This window comes from Aeromonas sp. TW 6 (assembly GCF_013168745.1).
Lineage (GTDB): Bacteria > Pseudomonadota > Gammaproteobacteria > Enterobacterales > Aeromonadaceae > Aeromonas > Aeromonas caviae.
In genome coordinates, this window is the sequence record NZ_JABERS010000047.1 from 1 (window position 1) to 20,575 (window position 20,575).

The following is a 20,575-nucleotide window of genomic DNA, read 5'->3' on the forward strand; positions in this document are numbered from 1 at the left end:
ACAGGCGTGAATGAAGTCGAGAGCTTGGTCGATACGCATAAAAAAATCCGAAACCCAACAAGGAGTTTCGGATTCTTACACAGCCTGAGGATCGGTCAATGGATCCTTAACTGATCGGCATTACGCCTGTCACGGAGACTTTCCCTTTACGCTTCATGTGCTGGGAAGTCTGTGTTTACCCGTTGGAGGATATATGGCCGAGCTGCGAATCGATAAACCGACTCTTATTGCCAAGGTGGAGGGCGCTGTGTTTGTGATGGATGCGGACGGCTCTTTGCGCCGTGCGACCCCTGGCATGCAACTGGAGCCCGGGATGCGCCTGCTCACCGAATCCGACGGACAGGTGGAGCTGGCGGAGGCTGGCAGCGAACGCCCCGAGCCCACCCAGCCCGAGGCGGCACTGCCCGCCGGTGTCGATGCCGAGCTGGCGAGCCTCCAGGAGGCGATCCGCCAGGGGGCAGACCCGACCAAATTGTTTGAGGAGACCGCGGCCGGTAACGCGGCGGCCGCTACGGTTGGCGGTGTGGCCGGCTCCAGCGCCGGCGGTTTCGTGGTGGTGGATCGTATCAATGATGCGACCCTGGCCGAGGCGGGATTTGACACCGGCCATGAGGCGCGCCAGCCGGGCGACGAGTTGCTCTATGCCGAAGATCAGGATCTGCTGGCAGCCATCACCATCACAGAACCCCAGACCGACGACAACATCATCAATGCCGACGAGGCGACCGGCGTCATCATTCGCGGCTTTGTCGAGGACGTGGAAGTCGGCCAGACCGTCACCGTCACCCTGATAGACCAAGATGGCAATCGCCTGACCACCACCACAGTGGTGCTGCCCGGCTTCGTCTGGGAGGCAAACTTCGGCGACGTCACCGGCAAGCTGGTGGACGGCCCCCTGACCATCCAGGCCGATACCCAGGATGCAGCCGGCAACCGGGCCAGCGACACCGGCCAGACCCTGCTCGACACCATCACCACCATTACCCTGGATTTGGCGGACGAGAGCGACACCGGCACCAGCCAGACCGATGATCTGACCCGCGACACCACACCACTTCTGCAAGGGAAGGGGGAGCCTGGCGCTACCGTTACCCTGACCCTGGAAGGCAAGGTGATGGCCGTGCTCACCGTGGATGGCAACGGCAACTGGCAATATCAGATCCCCGATACCCTGGCCGATGGCCCCCATGATTTTCGCGTCGATGCGGTGGACATCGCGGGCAACCGGGCCAGTGACACCCTGACGGTGACGGTGGATACCCGTGCCGCCATCGACATCGACGATCTCGATACCGACAGCATTCTCGGCCATGACAAGGTCACCCTGAGCGGCAGTACCACGGACGTGGAGGCGGGGCAGCGGGTGACCATCACCCTGGTTGGCCAGAATGGCCAGACCCTCTTCAGCGGCAGTGCCCTGGTGGGCAGTGACGGCCGCTGGCAACTGGGAGGCCTGGATCTCTCCAGCATCCAGGGCCCCTACGAGGTACGCGCCGAGGTGACGGATCTGGCGGGCAACCGGGTGATCGACGGGGCTCCTCTCATCGGTCAGAGCGACGTGCTTACCCTCTCCGAGGCGGATCTCGCCAAGGGACCGGTGAGTGCCACCGGATCCCTGCACACCGGAGCCGGGCTTGATGGCAACCTGCAGGTGAGTTTTGCCGCCGATCAAGGTGCCCTCAATCAGCTTGGCTTGACCAGCCACGGGACGGCGCTCGCCTACCAGGTCAGCGGCCAGACTTTCACCGCCAGCGCAGGGGGCGTGACCGTCTTCACCCTGACCCTGGCCAACGACGGCAGCTATCGCATCGTCTGGAACCAGAGCCTGGATCACGGCCAGGATAGCCTGAGCCTGCCCTTTGCCCTGGAGTACCGCGACAGCGACGGGGATCGGGTGAGCGCCAATCTCACCGTCAACCTGGTGGACAGCACACCGCCGGACTTCACCATCGCCCCCATCAGCCTCACGGAGGATGATTTCACCAATCCGGCGGCGGTGGTGGGACAGAGCCAGTTCGTGGTGGGCCATCAGTCCGATCCCTTGGTGGCAACAAGTGCCGTCTTCGCGGATCAGAGTGCAACCCTGGCCCGTCTCAACGGCAGCGGTATCAGCAGCGACGGCCACGCCTTGACCTTCGAATTCACCGGTGATCGCCTGCTGACGGGTTATTACCTGGATGGCAATGGCAAGCGGGTCGAGGTGCTGAAGGCCGAGCTGACCGCCAGCCAACATGGCAGTGATATCGACGGCAATGTCACCGTCTCCCTCAATGGGCCTCTGGACCATCAGGGCAGCGACCAGCTCTCCCTCGGGCTCACCGTTTCCGCCAAGGAGATAGATGGCGACGAGACCCGCGCCGATCTGGTTGTCTCCATCAGTGACGGTGTGGATCCCCGCCTTGGCATCGACAGCGGGGTCACCTTGCAGGAAGGGGCCTCTGGCCAGACCCTGGATGGCCAGCTGCCGGTGAGCGTGGGCAGCGATCGCCTGGTGTCGCTCAACTTCGAGGCGAGCCAGCCCGGCCTGAATGGCCTCACCAGCGGCGGCCAGCCGACCCACTATCAGGTCAACGGCAACGTCATCACCCTGCTGGATGCGGGCGGCAAGACCATTCTGACCGTGACCCTGGGGCTGGATGGCAAGTACCAGGTGGCGCTCGACGGCGTGCTGGATCAACCGGTCAGCACCAACAGCGTCAACCTGGGGTTGCAGGTGCAAGGCACCGATTTTGACGGGGACAAGAGCAACCTTGGCACCCTCAATATCCATATCACCGACGGCGTGCTGCCCCAGGTCGACCCCATCTCCCTCACCCTGGTGGAGGACAGCGACTGGAGCGCGGCCCAGACCCTCACCGGGGATCTGGCCATCACCGCCGGGGCCGACCCTCTGGTCAACATCGCATTCGATGCCAGCCAGCCCGGCCTGCAGGGGCTCACCAGCGGCGGCCAGCTCGTGGTCATCACCATCAGCGGTAACAGCATCAGCGGCGCCGTCAACGGCCAGAACGTCTTCACGTTGACGCTGGATCAGAACGGTCACTACGTCTTCACCCTGAACCAGCCGCTGGATCAGGGGAGTGCAGACAGTCTGCTCAAGGCGGGCTTTACCCTGACCGACAGTGACGGAGATAAAGTCTCCTCCACCCTGAGCGTGGCCATCGGCGACGGGGCCAATCCGGTCATCAGCGCCGTGACCGGCACCGAGATGACGGAGGCGAACCAGGGGGCGAAGGATGTGGTGAGCCACATGAGCTTCACCGTGAGCCACGGGGCTGATGCGCTCGATACGAGCAGCCTCAAATTCGATATCGCCGCCATTCAGCAGAGCCTGGATGGCAAGTACAGCAGCCACGGCAGCCCGGTGACCTTCACCCTGGACGCCAACGGCGAGCTGGTGGGGACCAGCGCGGACGGCCGCGAGGTGCTGCGGGCCGAGCTGGATTTGGTGGAGAGCAACGGCAACTGGAGCGTCACCGCCAAGGTGACTCTGGGGGCCGAGCTGGATCACCAGGGCAGCGAATCCCTCGACTTGCCGCTCACCGTCACCCTGACCGACAAGGATGGGGACAGGGTCTCCACCGACTTGCCGCTCACCATCAAGGATGGCCATGCGCCGCACTTCGTGGCGGGCAGCGGAGTGAGCCTGGATGAGCGTGGGCTCGACGGCAGCAATACTCTGACCGGCACCGGCCACTTCCAGGTCAATGCGGGCTCGGATCGGGTGAGCGAGGTGTCGTTTGCCGACATCAGCGAGCAGCCGGCCCTGACCGCCCTGGGCCAGAGCGTCAAATACGAGCTGGTCGACGGCGATGCCAGCATCCCGGGCAACCAGGTGCTGAAAGGCTATGTGGAAGTCAATGGCCAGCGCGTCGAGGTGCTTCAGGTCGAACTGGTGGGCAAGCTGGACAACGCTGCCAGCAACGGCTTTGACTATAAGGTGACCCTGTTCGAGGGGGTTCACCAGAGCGGTGGCACTGCGACCGACCTGCCGTTCAAGCTCAACATCGTCGACAGCGACAAGGGCAGCGGCAACAACGACAGCGCCACGGGCACCCTCAACATCCGCATTTCGGAAGGGGCCAACCCGACCCTCAGCCTGACCGGTGTGACCCTGAGCGAGGGGCGCTTCGACGGTGCCGCCAACAACCAGACCGGCGATGATCAGCATGCCACCGGCACCCTGAGCATCACCGCGGATTCCGATCCCGTGGTGGACGTGCGGCTGACCCTGAGTGGTCAGGTGCTGGATGCGAGCGGCAAGGCCATCACCCACAACGGCGAGACGCTCACCTGGCAGGAGGTGCCGGGCAGCAACGGCCACGGCTTCCAGGCAGTGACTGCGAGCGGCACCCTGGTGCTGACGGTGACCCTGCCGAGCGTGCCGGGGCGCATCGAAGCCCACACCCAGGCAACCCTCGATTACCAGGTGACGGTACACACCAACCTGGATCACGGGGCGGATGACAAGCTCAACCTGAGCCTGCCGGTCAAGGTGACCGACAGCGACGGCAGTGTGATCACCGGCAGCACCACGGCGGTGATCACAGATGCGGCCGATCCTCATCTTGGCATCGACAGCGGGGTCACCTTGCAGGAGGGCGGGGCCAGCCAGAGCCTGGATGGCCAGTTGCCGGTCAATGTGGGCAGTGATCGCCTCGTGTCGCTCAACTTCGAGGCGAACCAGCCCGGCCTGAATGGCCTCACCAGCGGCGGCCAGCCGACCCACTATCAGGTCAACGGCAACGTCATCACCCTGCTGGATGCGGGCGGCAAGAGCATTCTGACCGTGACCCTGGGGCTGGATGGCAAGTACCAGGTGGTGCTCGACGGCGTGCTGGATCAACCGGTCAGCACCAACAGCGTCAACCTGGGGCTGCAGGTGCAAGGCACCGACTTTGACGGGGACAAGAGCAACCTTGGCACCCTCAATATTCATATCACCGACGGCGTGCTGCCCCAGGTCGACCCCGTCTCCCTCACCCTGGTGGAGGACAGCGACTGGAGCGCGGCCCAGACCCTCACCGGGGATCTGGCCATCACCGCCGGGGCCGATCCCCTGGTCAATATCGCATTCGATGCCAGCCAGCCCGGCCTGCAGGGGCTCACCAGCGGCGGCCAGCCCGTGGTCATCACCATCAGCGGCAACAGCATCAGCGGCGCCGTCAACGGCCAGAACGTCTTCACGTTGACGCTGGATCAGAACGGTCACTATATCTTCACCCTGAACCAGCCGCTGGATCAGGGGAGCGCAGACAGTCTGCTCAAGGTGGGCTTCACCCTGACCGACAGTGACGGAGATAAAGTCTCCTCCACCCTGAGCGTTGCCATCGGCGACGGGGCCAATCCGGTCATCAGCGCCGTGACCGGCACCGAGATGACGGAGGCGAACCAGGGGGCGAAGGATGTGGTGAGCCACATGAGCTTCACCGTGAGCCACGGGGCTGATGCACTCGATACGAGCAGCCTCAAATTCGATATCGCCGCCATTCAGCAGAGCCTGGATGGCAAGTACAGCAGCCACGGCAGCCCGGTGACTTTCACCCTGGATGCCAACGGCGAGCTGGTGGGGACCAGCGCGGACGGCCGCGAGGTGCTGCGGGCCGAGCTGAGCCTCGTTGAGAACAACGGCAACTGGAGCGTCACCGCCAAGGTGACCCTGGGGGCCGAGCTGGATCACCAGGGCAGCGAATCCCTCGACCTGCCGCTCACCGTCACCCTGACCGACAAGGATGGGGACAGGGTCTCCACCGACTTGCCGCTCACCATCAAGGACGGCCATGCGCCGCACTTCGTGGCGGGCAGCGGAGTGAGCCTGGATGAGCGTGGGCTCGACGGCAGCAATACTCTGACCGGCACCGGCCACTTCCAGGTCAATGCGGGCTCGGATCGGGTGAGCGAGGTGTCGTTTGCCGACATCAGCGAGCAGCCGGCCCTGACTGCGTTGGGCCAGAGCGTCAAATACGAGCTGGTCGACGGCGATGCCAGCATCCCGGGCAACCAGGTGCTGAAGGGCTATGTGGAAGTCAATGGCCAGCGCGTCGAGGTGCTTCAGGTCGAACTGGTGGGCAAGCTGGACAACGCCGCCAGCAACGGTTTTGACTACAAGGTGACCCTGTTCGAGGGGGTTCACCAGAGCGGCGGCAACGCTACCGACCTGCCGTTCAAGCTCAATATTGTCGACAGCGACAAGGGGGCGGGCAACAACGACAGCACCACGGGTACCCTCAACATCCGCATTTCGGAAGGGGCCAACCCGATCCTCACTCTGACCGGCGTGACCCTGAGCGAGGGACGCTTCGATGGCGCCGCCAACAACCAGACCAGCGATGATCAGCATGCCACCGGCACCCTGACCATCACGGCGGACTCCGATCCCGTGGTGGACGTGCGGCTGACCCTCTCGGGCCAAGTCGTGGATGGGAGTGGCAAGGCCATCACCCACAACGGTGAGACCCTCACCTGGCAAGAGGTGGCGGGCAGCAACGGCCACAGCTTCCAGGCAGTGACTGCGAGCGGTACCCTGGTGCTGACGGTGACCCTGCCGAGCGTGCCGGGGCGCATCGAAGCCCACACCCAGGCAACCCTCGATTACCAGGTGACGGTACACACCAACCTGGATCACGGGGCGGATGACAAGCTCAACCTGAGCCTGCCGGTAAAGGTGACCGACAGCGATGGCTCGGAGATCATCGGCAGCACCACGGCGGTGATCACCGATGCGGCGGATCCCGTGATCACCGCCATCGAGGGGGTGACCGTCAAGGAGTCGGACCTCAACGGGGGCAGTGGCCAGCATGGGGGTACCAGCCCGTCAGGCACGGGAGAGGTTGCCATCGGCCAGGTGACGATCGCCGCCGGGAGTGACCGGGTGGTTTCCCTGCAACTGGATGTAGCCCGCTTCAACGCCCTCAATACCCTGACGTCGGGGGGCAAGGCGGTCACCATAGGGGCAGACAGCCAGCCGGGTGTCTACCTTGGCAAGGACAGCGCAGGCAAGCTCATCTTCAAGCTGACCCTGGATGTGTCCGGCCGCTACACCTTCGAGCTGACCGGCAATCTGGATCACAGCGTCCAGGGCAAGGATCTGCTGGATATCCAGCTGCCGTTGCAGGCACGGGACAGTGACGGGGATCTGAGTGCCGAAGTGATCGGTCATGTGAGCGTGCAGGATGACGTACCCGTGGCCGTGGACGCGAGCAAGACCCTGAATGAAGGGGCGAAAGTGACCGGCGATCTGCTGGCCACTGCCAGCGAGGGGGCGGATGATGCGGTGGTGAGAGCGGTGACCATCAATGGCACCGAGCACCCCATCGCCGCCACGGGCAACACCACCATCTCGGTGACAGACAGCACGGGGCAGATCATCGGCACCCTGGTGATCAATGCCGAGGGTGACTACAGCTTCACCGCCAAATCAGGCATCGATCACAGCAACAGCACCCTGGTACAGCAGATAGGCTTCCACCTGGTGGATGGCGACGGAGATACCGACGACGGTCTTCTGACCCTGACCATCCGGGACGAGGCTGGCAAGCTCACCGTGAGCGCAGTCACTGGCCAGGAGGATGCGGGGGCGAGCGATTCGGGCCAGGGGATCCCCATCACCATGAACCTGGATGTGGGGGATTTCGATCGGGGCGAGCATGTGGAGCAGTTGCTTATCCAGGCGCCAGCCAACGCCCAGGGCACCTTCTATTTCAACGGCGTCGCACTGACCACCATCACCCAGGGGGGCAAGACCTGGTATGAGGTGCCGCCCGCGGCCATGGTGGCGGTGGCCAACACCGATGACAAGTTCCAGCTCACCGGTGTCACCTTTGTGCCGAACCACGACTACTCGAGCTACAACAACGGAGGTGCTGCGCTGCGCTTCCCGGTGCAGTTGCAGGTGGGGGTCACCGAGGGGAGCAAGCCCCCGGTGCTGACCGGCAATCTGGACATCACGGTGCAGGGCATTGCCGACAAACCCCTGTGGGATGCGGGCAGCACGCACCAGCACTACACCACGGACGAGGACAGCAGCGGCATCGCCCTCAACGTCAAGGCGGGTCTCACCGATACGGACGGCTCCGAGACCCTGAGCTACCAGATCAAATGGGCGTCCGGCCAGGGCTCGCTGACCCTGAACGGCAAGGTGCTCACCCCGGGGGCGAACGGCCTCTATACGGTGGCCGGTGGCGACATCAACAAGGTGACGGTGGTGCCCGGCAAGGACTACAGCGGTGACATCAAGCTCATTGTGACCCCGGTGAGCACCGAGAAGACCCCGGTGGTGACCGGCAAGGAGACGGCCCTCGGCGATCCGCTGGAGGTGATTGTCAACGTGAACCCGCTGGCGGACGACGCCAAGCTGACGGTGCGCGAGATCCAGGGCAAGGAAGATACCCTGATCGATCTGGGCAGCAAGATTGGGCTCGCCCATCTGGGAGACACCACAGATGGCTCCGAGCAGCTGTTCGTGCGCATCAGCGGCCTGCCCGCCGGTGCCACCCTGCTGCTGGGTGGGGTGGCGGTCACCCAGGATGCCAACGGCTATTACGAGGTGCCCTATGGCCGCATCAATGACCTCAAGCTGCTGCCGCCCAAAAACAGCAACGTCGATTTCGATCTCACCATCAAGGGGGTGGTGAAGGACACCGCCATCCTGACCGATGCCAGCGGCCAGACCCACACCGTGGTCAACGAGAAGGAGACCGGCAGCCAGAGCCTGCACGTGGATCTGGTGGGGGTGGTGGATGAACCCCATTTCGATCTCAATACCACCGACTGGACCCAGGATGGCAACGGCTACAGCATCACCATCCAGGAGGATGGCCGGGCACCGCTGGACTTCAAGCTCACCTCGGGGGAGTGGACGGATACCCCGCTCGATCACTCGGAAACCCTCAACCTGGTGCTGGAAGGGCTGCCGGAAGGGGCCAAGGTATTCGACGGCAGTGGCAAGGAGCTGACCCTGACCTTCGCCGGGCTCGATGGCAAGGGCAATCCTCTCTATCAGGTGGATGTGACCAGCCTTGGCAACCTGCAGATCCAGCCACCCCCCAACAGCACCGCCGATCTGCACCTGGTCGGCCACGTGGTGGTGACCGAGAATGACGGCGATCACAAGAGTTTCGACGTGCCCCTCACCATCAAGGTGGAGCCGGCCATCGACGCCACCGACTATGCCAAGACCAGCCATGGCCTGGAGGATCAGTTCACCGTCCTCGACTGGCAACCTGATCTGACCGACAGCGCCGAGAAGGTGACCCACCTCAGCCTCTCCGGGATTGAACCCGGGTATGAAGTCTGGATCCGCGTGGGCGGGGTCGAGACCCAGCTGACCGTGAGCGGCGGCGCCGTGGACTTGAGCGACGCCGAGCTGCAAAGCCTGCTCGGCGGTGGCCAGCTGCTGGTGAAAGGGCCCGAGGACAGCGACAGGGACACCACCCTCCAGAGCCATGTCACGGTGACACAAGTGGATGTGGACTCCAGCGCCACTGCCCAGAAGGTGATCGACGGCACCCTGCATGTGGATATCCAGGCGGTGGTGGAGCCCGATGGCAACCTGGTGCAGACCGGTCAGCTGGAGAGCCCGGACGGGCACGACATCCCGCTGGACGGCGTCTTCGTGTTCGAGGATCTGGACCCCAGCAGCGATGAGGTCATCGACTACCTGGTGATCAGCGATCTGCCCCCCGGCTTCGTGGTGGTGGGCGGCATCAACGATGGCAAGGGCAACTGGACGGTGCCCCACGACGCCCTCGGCAGTTATGCCCTGCGCTCGCCGGATGGCTTCACCGGCACCGTCACCTTCAAGGTGAGCGCCAGGGTGGTCGACCTTGGTGACAACAACGAGGGGGATGTGAGCGCCCCGGCCTATCGGGAGATCACCGCCAGCGCCGACTTCCATGGCGCGACCCACTCGGGTCAGGTGGCCGCCGATGTCGATTTTGACAACAGTACCCCCATCACCGGGGTGGAGGATCACGGCGTCAACTTCGGCAGCCAGCTCAAGCAGATGGTGACCCTGGGCACGGCGGACATCGGGGACGACGAGCTCAGCATCGTCATCACTGGTCTCCCTCCGGGCGTCAACGTACAGGGGCTCACCTATGACTTCGTCAACGGCGAGTACCTCATCAAGTTGCCGGGCGGCCTCGATGATCTCGACCGCCTGACCCTGACCCTGCCGCAAGACTATGCCGGTGACGGCCTGCACTTCAATGTGCGCCTGGTCAACACCGACACCGTGAGCGGTGACACCAAGATGGTGGAGAAGGACGTCACCCTCTCCATCACCCCGGAGGTGGACATCAACGGCGGGGCGGACGGCCTGCCCGAGCTGCAACTGAACGTGAAGGACGTAAACGGCGACGGTCAGCCTGACAACCTGGAAGACACCGACATTCATCTCGATCTCTCGGTCAAGCTCGCCGACATCAGCCCCTCGGTGGCCGATGGCGGTCTCGAGACCGTGGAGCAGGTGGTCGTGACCGTGGATCCCCAATATGGTCACTTCCTCGACAAGAACGGCCAGCCGGTTTCCACCCTCACGGTGAACAACCCGGCGGATCTCAAGGATCTGGTGTTCGTGCCCAAGGAGCACTTCAGCGGCAAGGTGCCGCTGGCGGTGACGGTGGATATTCTCGATACCGCCACCACGGGCACGGATCGGGGGAGCTGGAGCGGCAACGTGAGCTTCGAGGTGCTGCCGGTGAACGATCCGGCCAACCTCACGGTCCAGAACGTCACGGGCCAGGAAGATGGCAGCGTGAGCCTGGGGGGGCTGGGGGCCAGCCTCATCGACAACGATGGCTCCGAGCAGATCGTCGGGCTGCAGATCAAGGGGGTGCCGGATGGCTTCACCCTGTCCGCCCCGGCGGTCAACAACGGCGGTGGGGTGTGGCAGGTGCCTGTGGGCACCGACTTCTCCAAGCTGACCCTGATCCCGCCTGCGGACTTCAGCGGCACCGTGAGTCTGACCCTGAGCGCCTTCACCCTGGACAAGGGGCTGACCCTGCCCCTTGAAACCAGTGCGGGCTTCACCGTCACCGTCAATCCGGTGGGGGATGCGGTCATCACTGACATGCAGGAGCAGGCGAGCGGCACCGAAGGGGATGTGATCACCCTGAACCTGGGGGTGGAGACCCGGGATACCCAGGCTACCGGCGGCAATGCCGGCAATGTGCACGAGAACGGGCCCGAGCAGGTGCGCGTCACCCTGGAAGGGGTGCCGGACGGGGCAGAAATCCGCCTGCCGAGCGGGGTGAGCGGCACCGTAGTGGATCTCGGCGGTGGCCGCTGGCAGGTCACCACGGACGGCGGCAAGCTCGACGCGGTGGAGCTCGTGACCAACGACGCCAACGGCGCCATGGCGATCAAGGTGACGGCCCAGAGCCTGGACAACGGCGCCCTCGGCCCCGAAGTGAACGGCACCATCCATCTCGATGTGAGCCCGGTCAACGACGCCCCCGTCAACGTGCTGCCCGATGATCCCCAGGTGGCCCAGGAGGACGAGCCGTTCGTCATCCAGGGTCTGCAGGTCAAGGACGTGGATGCGGGCAACGGCATCATGGAAGTGCGCCTCTCGGTGGAGCACGGCACCCTGACCCTGTCGGCCGGGAGCGGCGTGACCCTGACCGGCAACGGCACCGGCGATGTGGTGCTGACCGGCACCCTGGCGGATCTCAATGCCCTGCTCTCGGGCGGCGTCACCTATCAGGGCGACCCGGACTTCCATGGCAATGACGCCTTGACCATGGTGACGGACGATAGGGGCAATACCGGCAGCGGTGGCGCCCTGAGTGACACCGATGTGCTGCCCATCCTGGTACAACCGGTCAACGATGCCCCCGTAAACCAGCTGCCGACGACGCCCCAGGTGGCGCAGGAAGATCAGCCCTTCACCATTCACGGGCTGCAGGTGAGCGATGTGGATGCGGGCAACAGCCCCCTCTCTGTCACCCTCTCCGTGCTGCACGGTACCCTGGAACTGGCGGCGGGCAGTGGCGTGACGGTGAGCGGCAGCGGCAGCAACACCCTGGTGCTGAGCGGTTCCCAGGATGCCATCAATGCCTTGCTCGCAGGGGGCGTGACCTATCAGGGCGAGCAGGACTTCAATGGCCAGGATGCCCTGACCATGGTGACCAATGATCTTGGCAACACCGGCAGCGGTGGCCCCCTGAGCGATACCGACGTGCTGCCCATCGAGGTCGAGCCAGTCAATGATGCCCCTGTCACCCAGGTGCCGGGCTCATTGCAGGTGAAAGAGGATGGCTCCCTGTCGCTCACCGGGATCAGCGTGAAGGACGTGGATGCGGGCAGTGCGCCCATCTCCATGGTGCTGCGGGTGGAGCACGGTGTGCTGACCCTGCTGGGGGCGGCAGGCGCCGTCTCGGTGCAGGGGGCGGGGACCAGCGTGGTGACCCTGGTCGGGTCGCTCGATGATCTCAACGGTCTGTTGGCAGGCAACCTGCACTACGAGCCAGCCAGGGACTTCTGGGGTCAGGACAACCTGAGCATCACCACCTCGGATCAGGGCAATACCGGTGCCGGTGGCGTCCTGACCGACAGCGCCCAGATTGCCATCCAGGTGACGGCCGAGCCGGACGATCCCCAATTGGGGGTCGGCACCCACGATATCCTTGCGTTGCAAGGGGCCTGGGTGCCGCTCAACCTCAGCGCCAGCGTGGTCAATCCGGCCCCGGGTGAGCTGTCGGTGCGGATCCAGAACCTCGGCAGCGCCCAGGTGGTGGACGAGCACGGCCAGAGCGTCGGCCACGCGGATGGCAACGACTGGTTGCTGCCGATGGACCAGTCCGTGCCCATCTACCTCAAGGATCTGCCGGCGGGGGATCATGCCCTCACCCTGAGTGCCGAATCCAGCCTGGGTGGCGGCACCCTGAGCTCGGCCACGGAGACCATCACCATCCACAGCCAGAGCGGTCACGATCTGCTGGGCTCGGATCAGGGGGACTGGCTGTTTGGCTCCTCCGGCAATGATCGCCTCCTGGGCGGCATGGGAGATGATGTGCTGCGGGGCGGTCAGGGCAATGACATCCTGACCGGTGGCGCCGGCAGCGATCTCTTCGTGTGGGGCAGTGGTGACGAGGGGACGACGGCCTCTCCGGCGATAGACACCATCACCGACTTCCGTCCTCAGGAGGGGGACAGGATCGATCTGGCGGACCTGCTCAAGGGGGTGACCGACAGCAGCGTGGATGGCCTGCTGGGTCATCTCCAGGCATCGGTGACCAGCACCGGCAACGGCCTGAGTGACGTGAGCCTGTCGGTCTCCCCGGCGGGGGATGGCAATGTCACCCAGCAGATCACCCTGAAGGACGTGGATCTGAGTGGCTGGAACCTGAGCGGCTCCTCCTCTCACGACATCCTGCAATCCATGCTGGATCAGCACAGCCTGATCATCCAGCACCCCTGATGGGGTGAGATGATGCAAAGAGCCGGCGAATGCCGGCTCTTTTTTTGGCTGAATATGCTGGCTTGATATTTCCTGGTGGTGGTAATGGGAGATGGTTTTTAACAGAGTGGGTGTTGTTGCTGCTTTTTACTGTGTGGGTGGTTCAAACAACCAAAGGAATTCGCCGCCCGGGCCTCCCATCGGGCTGCCCGGGCGGCGTCAGGGCCTTGCCGCGCCGATCCCGGTCAATGCCGGGCCAGAGGGGGCGCAGGCATTGACCGGGGAGTGTCGCTTCCAAGCCGGTGCCCGGGATGATGGGCGGACCGGGGGGATGGCGGTCAGGCCAGCGCCCGTGCCAGCAGGTGCACCGGGTGTTCGCAGCGAAACGGCGTGCTCATCTCGATCTGCCACTTGCAGGTCTCGCAGTCGGTGATGACCAGATCGGGCTTGAGCCGGTTTATCTGATCAAACAGCCCCTGGCCGATGGCCTGGCTGGTGTCGTAGTTCTCGGACTTGAAGCCGTAGGTGCCGGCGATGCCGCAGCACTGGGAGTCCAGCACCGTCACCTTGACGCCGGGGATGGCCCGCAGCAGCTCGAGGGTGTAGATGACGCCCCCCATCTTCTCCAGGTGGCAGGGGGTGTGGTAGGCGATGTGCAGATTGAGGGGCTTCATGGCCGGTTTGTTGCCCCGATCGAACTCGTTCCACAGGAAGCGGGTCACCAGGGAGATGCGATCCCGCACCTTGTGGTTGTCCTGCTCCAGCAGGTGGGGATATTCGTCGCGCAGGGTGAAGCCGCAGGTGGAGGAGGTGGCCAAGAGCGGCATCTCGTTGCCGAGCAGGGTGTTCTCCAGCTGCTGGATATTGAAGGCCGCCTGCCGCCTGGCCTTGTCCATGAAGCCGTTGGCAATCAGCGGCACGCCGCAGCACTTCTCCCGCGCAAGCAGCTGGACACCGATGTTCATGGCGTTGAGCACCTGCACCAGCTCCTTGCCGAGCTGGGGGTGGTTGTAGTTCACATAACAGCCGTGGAAGTAGGCGATCTGGCGCGCAAAGCGGGCCTGAGTCGTTTTCTGCTTCTTGTACCAGCCGCGGAAGGTGCCTTGTGAGTATTTGGGCAAGTCCCGGTGGGAGGAGACTCCCAGCGCCTTGTCCAGCACCTGCTTCATCGGCTTGAGGCCGGTGGTGAAGTTGACCACCGGGGCCATCAGGGTGGACATGCTGCCCATGAGATCCGTGTGGGAGAGCACGAACTCGCGGATCCCCGGTTTGAAGCCGCTGTACTGGTGCTTGGCCTTGGCGATGATGTCGCCGATGCGCACCCCGCTCGGGCAGGCCACTTCGCAGCGCTTGCAGTTGGTGCAGTACTTGAGGGCGCTGTCAAAGAGCTCGGGACTCTTGATGCGCAGCCGCTCCCCATCCGGGCCCGCCTGCTTGGGGCCGGGGTAGGCCGGGTTGGCCTTGGCCACCGGGCAGTAGGCGGTACAGACGGTGCATTTGATGCACTGATCGAAAGTCTGGTTGGCATGATCCAGTAGCATGTCAGTTCTCCTCCCGTTGGGTGTGAAGGCACGGGATATGGGGCGAAATCATCATCGGGCTGAACTCAAAATGTGACCGGCGGCCTGCCAGCCGGTGGCGACCGCGACACCTGAGCCAGAGCCCTCCATGGATTGGGCATCGTCGTGGGCCAGCACGCCGTGTCGTTGGAGTGATAATATGTGATTCATCTCAGCCCTCCGCCAGAATATGGCCAGCGGCTTGCCAGCCGGTGGCAACGGCCACGCCGGAGCCGGAACCTTCTTTAATGGGGTCATAGTGCGCGAGCACGCTGCCGGCGCCGTAAAGGTTGGTGAGGGGCCTGCCGCCGCGCAGCACCCGCAGCCGCTCGTCGGTCTTGACCCCGAAGCCCATGAAGGGATGGTGGTCGAACAGGCGGCGGCCGGCCCAGGTGTCGCGCTCGGCAAGGCTCAGTACGTCGGCATCGAAGATGGGTTCACGAATGCCCCCGAGGCGCGACTCCAGCCCGCGGCTGAAGAAGCTGCCGGAGGCGAGCACGAAGTGGTCCGCCTCGAACAGCTGATCCTCCCCGTGCTGGCTGTGCACCCCGATCACCTTGTCGCCGTCATAGCGGGCGCCCAGCACCCGCTCGCTGGTGAGGAAGGTGCCGCCAAGGGTCATGAAGCGGCGCTTGAGGGCCTCCTGCATCCGCATGCCGATGAGGGACGGCGGCATGGTGGCCACCTCCTTGATGGTGCAGCCGGTGCGCCGTTCCAGCTCGCTCAGACGCGGGCCGACCAGCCCCAGCGACAGGCAGGCGGGCAGCACGATATGGCGACAGCCGGGCACGCCGCATCCCTGCACCATGCGGCTGATCTCGCGGGCCAGATCCGCCAGCAGGTCCTGCTGGCCAGGCCCCTGCTTGTCGAACAGGCGGGCGATGTCGGCGGAGCGAAACTCGTGGGGATTGCGGCTGAACTGGGCGAGCTGGGGCAGGCGAATTTCCCCGGTCAGGATGCGGCTGTGGGCAAAACGGGCGTGGGTCGCGAGATTCGCCGCCGCGAGCGCCGGGTGAAAATCGCGAAACCCTTCCAGGGTGGCGAGCAGGATGGCGTCCGGGGCGGGGGCATCGGTCATGCAGGCGCAAGTGTCTGGGGAGAGCCAGGTGGATTTCAGGGTGCCGATGGGGGTCAGCCGCTGGTGGTTGTGCTCCTGGCGCATCAAGGGTAGCCCCTCTTCTGCGCAGTGGCGTTGCAGGTCGGCCAGACTCCCCTCGATATTCTGCATCCCCACCTTGCTGTAAGGGTGATCCGGATGGGCCGCCATGAAGGCGGGCAGGGCGGCGCGGGGATCCCCGTCGCTCTCCAGCAGATCCACCGAGCCGGAGGAGAAGTGCAGGGCGCTTTGGCCGGAAGCCATCAGCAGGGTCTTCTGGCCGGCCTCGGCGAGGCGCAGGGCTGCCGAGAGGCCCGCCATGCCGCCGCCGATCACGATGCTGTCAAATTTCATGGCTGCGCTCCTTGGTGGAATTGGCGGTGCTGGCATCGAGCGGGAAGGGGGGCTCGCTCACCAGGTGGGGGGCCGTCCACTCGCCAAGGCCGAACAGCCCTTCGTAGATCCAGTAGGTAAATTCCGCTTCCCGCAGGGCATCGCCCCAGAGCACGGGCCGGGTGCCCTTGTAGCGCTCCTCCAGGAACTGGCGCAGCATGACGCAGGCCTGACGACCGTCCGCCTTGCCGTACTCCTGCATCAGGCCGGCGGCGCGGTAGGCGCACAGCTCCCCCTGACAGGGGCCCATACCCAGGCGGGTGCGGCGGCGCAAGTCCACCAGGTTGTCCACGTCGAGCTCCCGCAGGGCGTATTCAATCTCGCCCGCGGTCACCATCTCGCACTCGCAGATGAGGGCGTTGGCCTTGGGGTTGTCGCGGAAAAAGGCGATGACCCGCTCGCCGTGGCGGTACTGGGCCGAGCCTTCGGCGGGTACCGAGAGGCCGGGGGCGGAGACCTTCTCCGGATCCCGCGAGCCGGGCAGGCTCAGCTCGGCGGTGCGGCAGGGCTTGCTGTTGCCAAGCTTTTTGGCAAGCAAGTCGGTGGCCCATTCGGCCATCAGCCGGTAGGTCATCAGCTTGCCGCCGGTGATGGTGTTGAAACCCTGGAGGCCATCTCGCTCGGCGTGATCCAGCAGCACGATGCCACGGCTGATGTTGCGGCCGGACTCGTCGCCATCCACTGCCACCAGAGGGCGAACGCCGGCGTAGGCCCGCAGCAATCGGGTGCGGGCCATGATGGGGGCCAGTTTTATCCCCTCGCGCAGCAGCACCTCCACCTCTTCGGGCTCGACGCTGAGCTGGTCAATCTTGTGGTAATCGATACGACTCGACGTGGTGCCGATGAGGGAGATGGTATCGCCCGGCACCAGAATGTCCGCGTCCGCCGGTTTGCGGCAGCGGTTGAGCACCAGCTGGTTGAGGCGGTAATCCATGATGAGCAATGAGCCCTTGGCCGGGAACATGCGGATGCCGAGGTCGGCATACTCGCAGATCTGCTGGCCCCAGATGCCGGCGGCGTTGATCACCTCCTGGCACTCCACCTCGAACGCTTCGCCGGTGCGGGTGTTGATGGCCTTGACCCCGTGCACCCTATCCTGGGTGCGCAAAAGCCCCAGCACCTTGCTGTGGGTGAAGATGCGGGCGCCGTGCTCCTTGGCGTCCAGCACGTTGGCAGCGGCCAGGCGGAAGGGGTCGACCGTGCCGTCCGGCACCTGGATGGCACCGATCAGCGCCGGGTTGACGTTGGGTTCAAGGCGCAGCGCCTCGGCGGGATCCAGCTGGCGGGCGTCGATGCCTGCCAGGGCGCAGGCGTCCATGAAGGTATTTTGAAAATGGATGTCATCTTCCGGCAGGGTGATGAAGAGGCCGCCGGTGTCCTCGACGCAGTGGCTGGCGATCCGCTTGAGGATGCGGTTCTCCTGAATGCATTCGCGGGCGGACTCCTGATCCGTCACCGCGTAGCGGGCGCCGGAGTGGAGCAGGCCATGGTTGCGGCCCGTGGTGCCGGCGGCGATGTCGTCCCGCTCAAGCAGGATGCAGTCGATGCCGCGCAGCGCGCAATCGCGCATGATGCCGGCGCCGGTGGCGCCCCCCCCTATGATGACGACTTGTGTGGTGATTCTTTTCATTCGTGCCCGTCTCATCTCTTCCAGATGAGGCCAGTGTGGCGCCTCCACGACGTAAAATGTTTGATATGGGCCAAATTAATGTTCGTAAACGCTCATTAAGTGTGAGGCGATGAGCGAAATGTGATGAACCTCACGTCACCGTCGAGGCGGGCAGGGGAAAGCATGACGGGAGGGGAGAAGGCCAGCCCGGGGGCTGGCCAGAGGGCGGCGTGGGGGAAACCTCAGCCGCAGCACTTCTTGAACTTCTTGCCGCTGCCACAGGGGCAGGGGTCGTTTCGCCCGACCCGCAGCGGCGCCGGATCCTGCTCGCCGTCGGTGTAGACCCAGCGCCCCTGATGGCGCACGAAGCGGGAGCGCTCATGGAGGCAGTGACGTTCGTCCCCCTCCAGGAACCAGGCCTTGAATTCCACCATGCCGAGGGTGTCATCGGGGCCGCCCTGGCTGGCGATGATCTCGAGGCCATCCCAGCGGGTGTCGGTCGATGAGAGGTCGGCCGCGGTCAGTCCGTTCAGATAGTCCGGGTGCCAGCTGTGTACCAGATATTCTCCCAATCCCAGCATGAAGGCGCTGTAGCGGGATCGCATCAGCTGCTCCGGGGTGGCGGCGGGCTGGCCTGCGTGGAGTACACCGCAGCACTTGGCAAGAAAAAGAGAGGAACCGCAAGGACATAGGTTCATGAGTCAGCTCATCTGGTCGATAATTAAAGGTGGCGGGATTGTAGCGAACGCACTTCCCTTTCGGCCAGCTTCCCATGCCGTTTAGGCAGACATCATGCAGCAATGAACACAGCACAAAGGGTGACACAATGACACTTAAGCAGAAGATCCTGTTACTGGGGGCCATCCCCGTGCTGCTGATGGCCCTGGTGGTCAATCTCAGCAACTACCTGGTGGCCAGGAGCGATCTGGAATCGGATCTGGTGGTGGCGCGGGAGAGGGCAATCAAGGAGCGCAAGGCGCTGCTCAGCAGTTATCTGATGCTGGCCAAGACGGCCATCGAGAGCAGCTACGGCAAGCCTGACAGCCCCGAAGTGCGCCAGCAGGTGAAGGAGATATTGCGGCCGCTGCGCTATGGCAGCGACGGCTACTTCTTCGTCTACGACTATCAGGGCAATACCGTGCTGCTGCCGACCCGGCCCGAGATGGAGGGGAAGAACCGCTGGCAGGACAAGGATACCAAGGGTGCCTTCCTCATTCAGGGGATCATCAAGTCGGCGCGGGAAGGAGATGGCTTCTCGGAGTACTGGACCAACAAGCCCTCTATCGGGCGGGATGCCCCCAAGCTCTCCTTCAACCTGGTGCTCGACAAGTATCAGTGGGTCGTGGGCACGGGCTTCTACATCGACGACATCGACAATGAGCTTGCAACCCTGCGCAGCGAGCGGGAGGAGACCATGTATGGCTCCCTGAAAACCGGGGTGCTGTTCATCCTGGTGATCCTGGGGGTGACCCTGGCGGCCACCGTGGTGATCGGCAACCGGGTCACCCGCCCGCTGGCGGATGCGGTTGCCGCACTCAACGACATCGCCGACGGGGACGGGGATCTGACCCAGCGCCTCAAGGTGCAGAGCAAGGACGAGGTGGGGCAGCTGGCCGCCGCCTTCAACCGCTTCGTCGAGCGGATCCAGTCGGTGGTGAGCCAGGTGGGGGAGACCAGCCACCAGTTGCTGGGGGCCGTGGATCGGCTGCATAGCCTGAGCGAGCATGCGGACAGGCAGATGCAGGGCCACGGCAAGGAGACGGATCAGGTGGTGACCGCGGTGACCGAGATGAGCTCCACCGCCCAGGAGGTGGCGGCGAGCGCTTCCAACGCCGCCAGCGCCACCAGCGATGCGGCCCGCGAGTCCGATGCGGCCCGCGGCGTGGTGAACAGCGCCATCGGCAGCATCAACCGGCTGGTGGACGAAGTGCATGTGGCGGCCGGGGTCATCGAGCAGCTCGCCCACGAGACCGGCAAGATAGGCTCCGTGGTGGAGGTCATTCGCGGCATCGCCGATCAGACCAACCTGCTGGCCCTCAACGCCGCCATTGAGGCGGCCCGGGCGGGCGAGCAGGGGCGCGGCTTTGCGGTGGTGGCGGATGAGGTGCGATCCCTCGCGGGCCGTACCCAGCAGAGCACCAAGGAGATCAACGAGATGCTCCAGCGCCTGCAGGGCGGGGTGAAGCAGGCGGTGGAGGTGATGCAGGCCAGCGAGGCACGCAGCCAGGAGACGGTGCAGGAGGCGAGCCACATCGCCAGCTCCCTGGACAGCATGGTAGCGGCGGTCGGGACCATCAACGACATGAACATCCAGATCGCCACGGCCGCCGAGGAGCAGCACGCGGTCTCCGAGGAGATCAACAAGAACCTGGTGGCCATCCAGCAGATCGTCAGCGAGCTGACCGAGGCGTCCGGGGAGTCCAGCACCACCACCCGCGCCCTGGCAGGCACGGGTGACAAATTGCGCCAACTCGTCTCCCGCTTCCGTTACTAATCACATTTTTGCCGTCTGGACA

At 64.4% G+C, this 20,575-nt stretch carries 7 protein-coding genes; 2 read left to right on the top strand and 5 right to left on the bottom strand.

The window, feature by feature from the left end; translation table 11 throughout:
- Positions 1-193 precede the first annotated feature (193 nt).
- A complete protein-coding gene (locus HKD46_RS17805) occupies positions 194-13,423 on the top strand; it encodes a retention module-containing protein (RefSeq protein ID WP_171865752.1) in 13,230 nt (4,409 codons plus the stop codon).
- A 317-nt stretch (positions 13,424-13,740) separates the two neighbouring features.
- Here the strand turns inward: HKD46_RS17805 and glpC are convergent, their stop codons facing one another.
- From glpC to HKD46_RS17830, 5 genes are all read right to left on the bottom strand, one after another.
- On the bottom strand, positions 13,741-14,943 hold the full coding sequence (gene glpC, locus HKD46_RS17810; RefSeq protein ID WP_161469888.1) for an anaerobic glycerol-3-phosphate dehydrogenase subunit GlpC: 1,203 nt from the start codon (positions 14,941-14,943) through the stop codon (positions 13,741-13,743).
- Between the two features lie 51 nt (positions 14,944-14,994).
- Positions 14,995-15,132, bottom strand: a complete 138-nt coding sequence (locus HKD46_RS17815) for a hypothetical protein (RefSeq protein WP_171865753.1) — start codon at positions 15,130-15,132, stop codon at positions 14,995-14,997.
- Position 15,133: 1 nt separating this feature from the next.
- Positions 15,134-16,411 (bottom strand): glycerol-3-phosphate dehydrogenase subunit GlpB, encoded by a 1,278-nt coding sequence (gene glpB / locus HKD46_RS17820; RefSeq protein ID WP_043155899.1) that lies wholly within the window; start codon positions 16,409-16,411, stop codon positions 15,134-15,136.
- On the bottom strand, positions 16,401-18,080 hold the full coding sequence (gene glpA, locus HKD46_RS17825; RefSeq protein WP_043155898.1) for an anaerobic glycerol-3-phosphate dehydrogenase subunit A: 1,680 nt from the start codon (positions 18,078-18,080) through the stop codon (positions 16,401-16,403). The genes glpB and glpA overlap by 11 nt, the downstream gene beginning before the upstream one ends.
- A 221-nt stretch (positions 18,081-18,301) precedes the next feature.
- On the bottom strand, positions 18,302-18,757 hold the full coding sequence (locus tag HKD46_RS17830) for a YchJ family protein (protein WP_081844109.1): 456 nt from the start codon (positions 18,755-18,757) through the stop codon (positions 18,302-18,304).
- 128 nt (positions 18,758-18,885) lie between these two features.
- Between HKD46_RS17830 and HKD46_RS17835 the strand changes: the two genes are divergently transcribed.
- The gene (locus tag HKD46_RS17835) at positions 18,886-20,553 is read left to right on the top strand and encodes a methyl-accepting chemotaxis protein (RefSeq protein ID WP_161469887.1); all 1,668 of its coding nucleotides are present in this window, start codon (positions 18,886-18,888) and stop codon (positions 20,551-20,553) included.
- The last annotated feature ends 22 nt before the right edge of the window (positions 20,554-20,575 follow it).

What these genes read in the sequence shown, in the direction of transcription:
- HKD46_RS17805 (WP_171865752.1), top strand. Translation starts at nt 194, where the DNA reads ATGGCCGAGCTGCGAATCGATAAACCGACTCTTATTGCCAAGGTGGAG.
- HKD46_RS17815 (WP_171865753.1), bottom strand. Translation starts at nt 15,132, where the DNA reads ATGAATCACATATTATCACTCCAACGACACGGCGTGCTGGCCCACGAC.
- glpC (WP_161469888.1), bottom strand. Translation starts at nt 14,943, where the DNA reads ATGCTACTGGATCATGCCAACCAGACTTTCGATCAGTGCATCAAATGC.
- glpB (WP_043155899.1), bottom strand. Translation starts at nt 16,411, where the DNA reads ATGAAATTTGACAGCATCGTGATCGGCGGCGGCATGGCGGGCCTCTCG.
- glpA (WP_043155898.1), bottom strand. Translation starts at nt 18,080, where the DNA reads ATGAAAAGAATCACCACACAAGTCGTCATCATAGGGGGGGGCGCCACC.
- HKD46_RS17835 (WP_161469887.1), top strand. Translation starts at nt 18,886, where the DNA reads ATGACACTTAAGCAGAAGATCCTGTTACTGGGGGCCATCCCCGTGCTG.
- HKD46_RS17830 (WP_081844109.1), bottom strand. Translation starts at nt 18,757, where the DNA reads ATGAACCTATGTCCTTGCGGTTCCTCTCTTTTTCTTGCCAAGTGCTGC.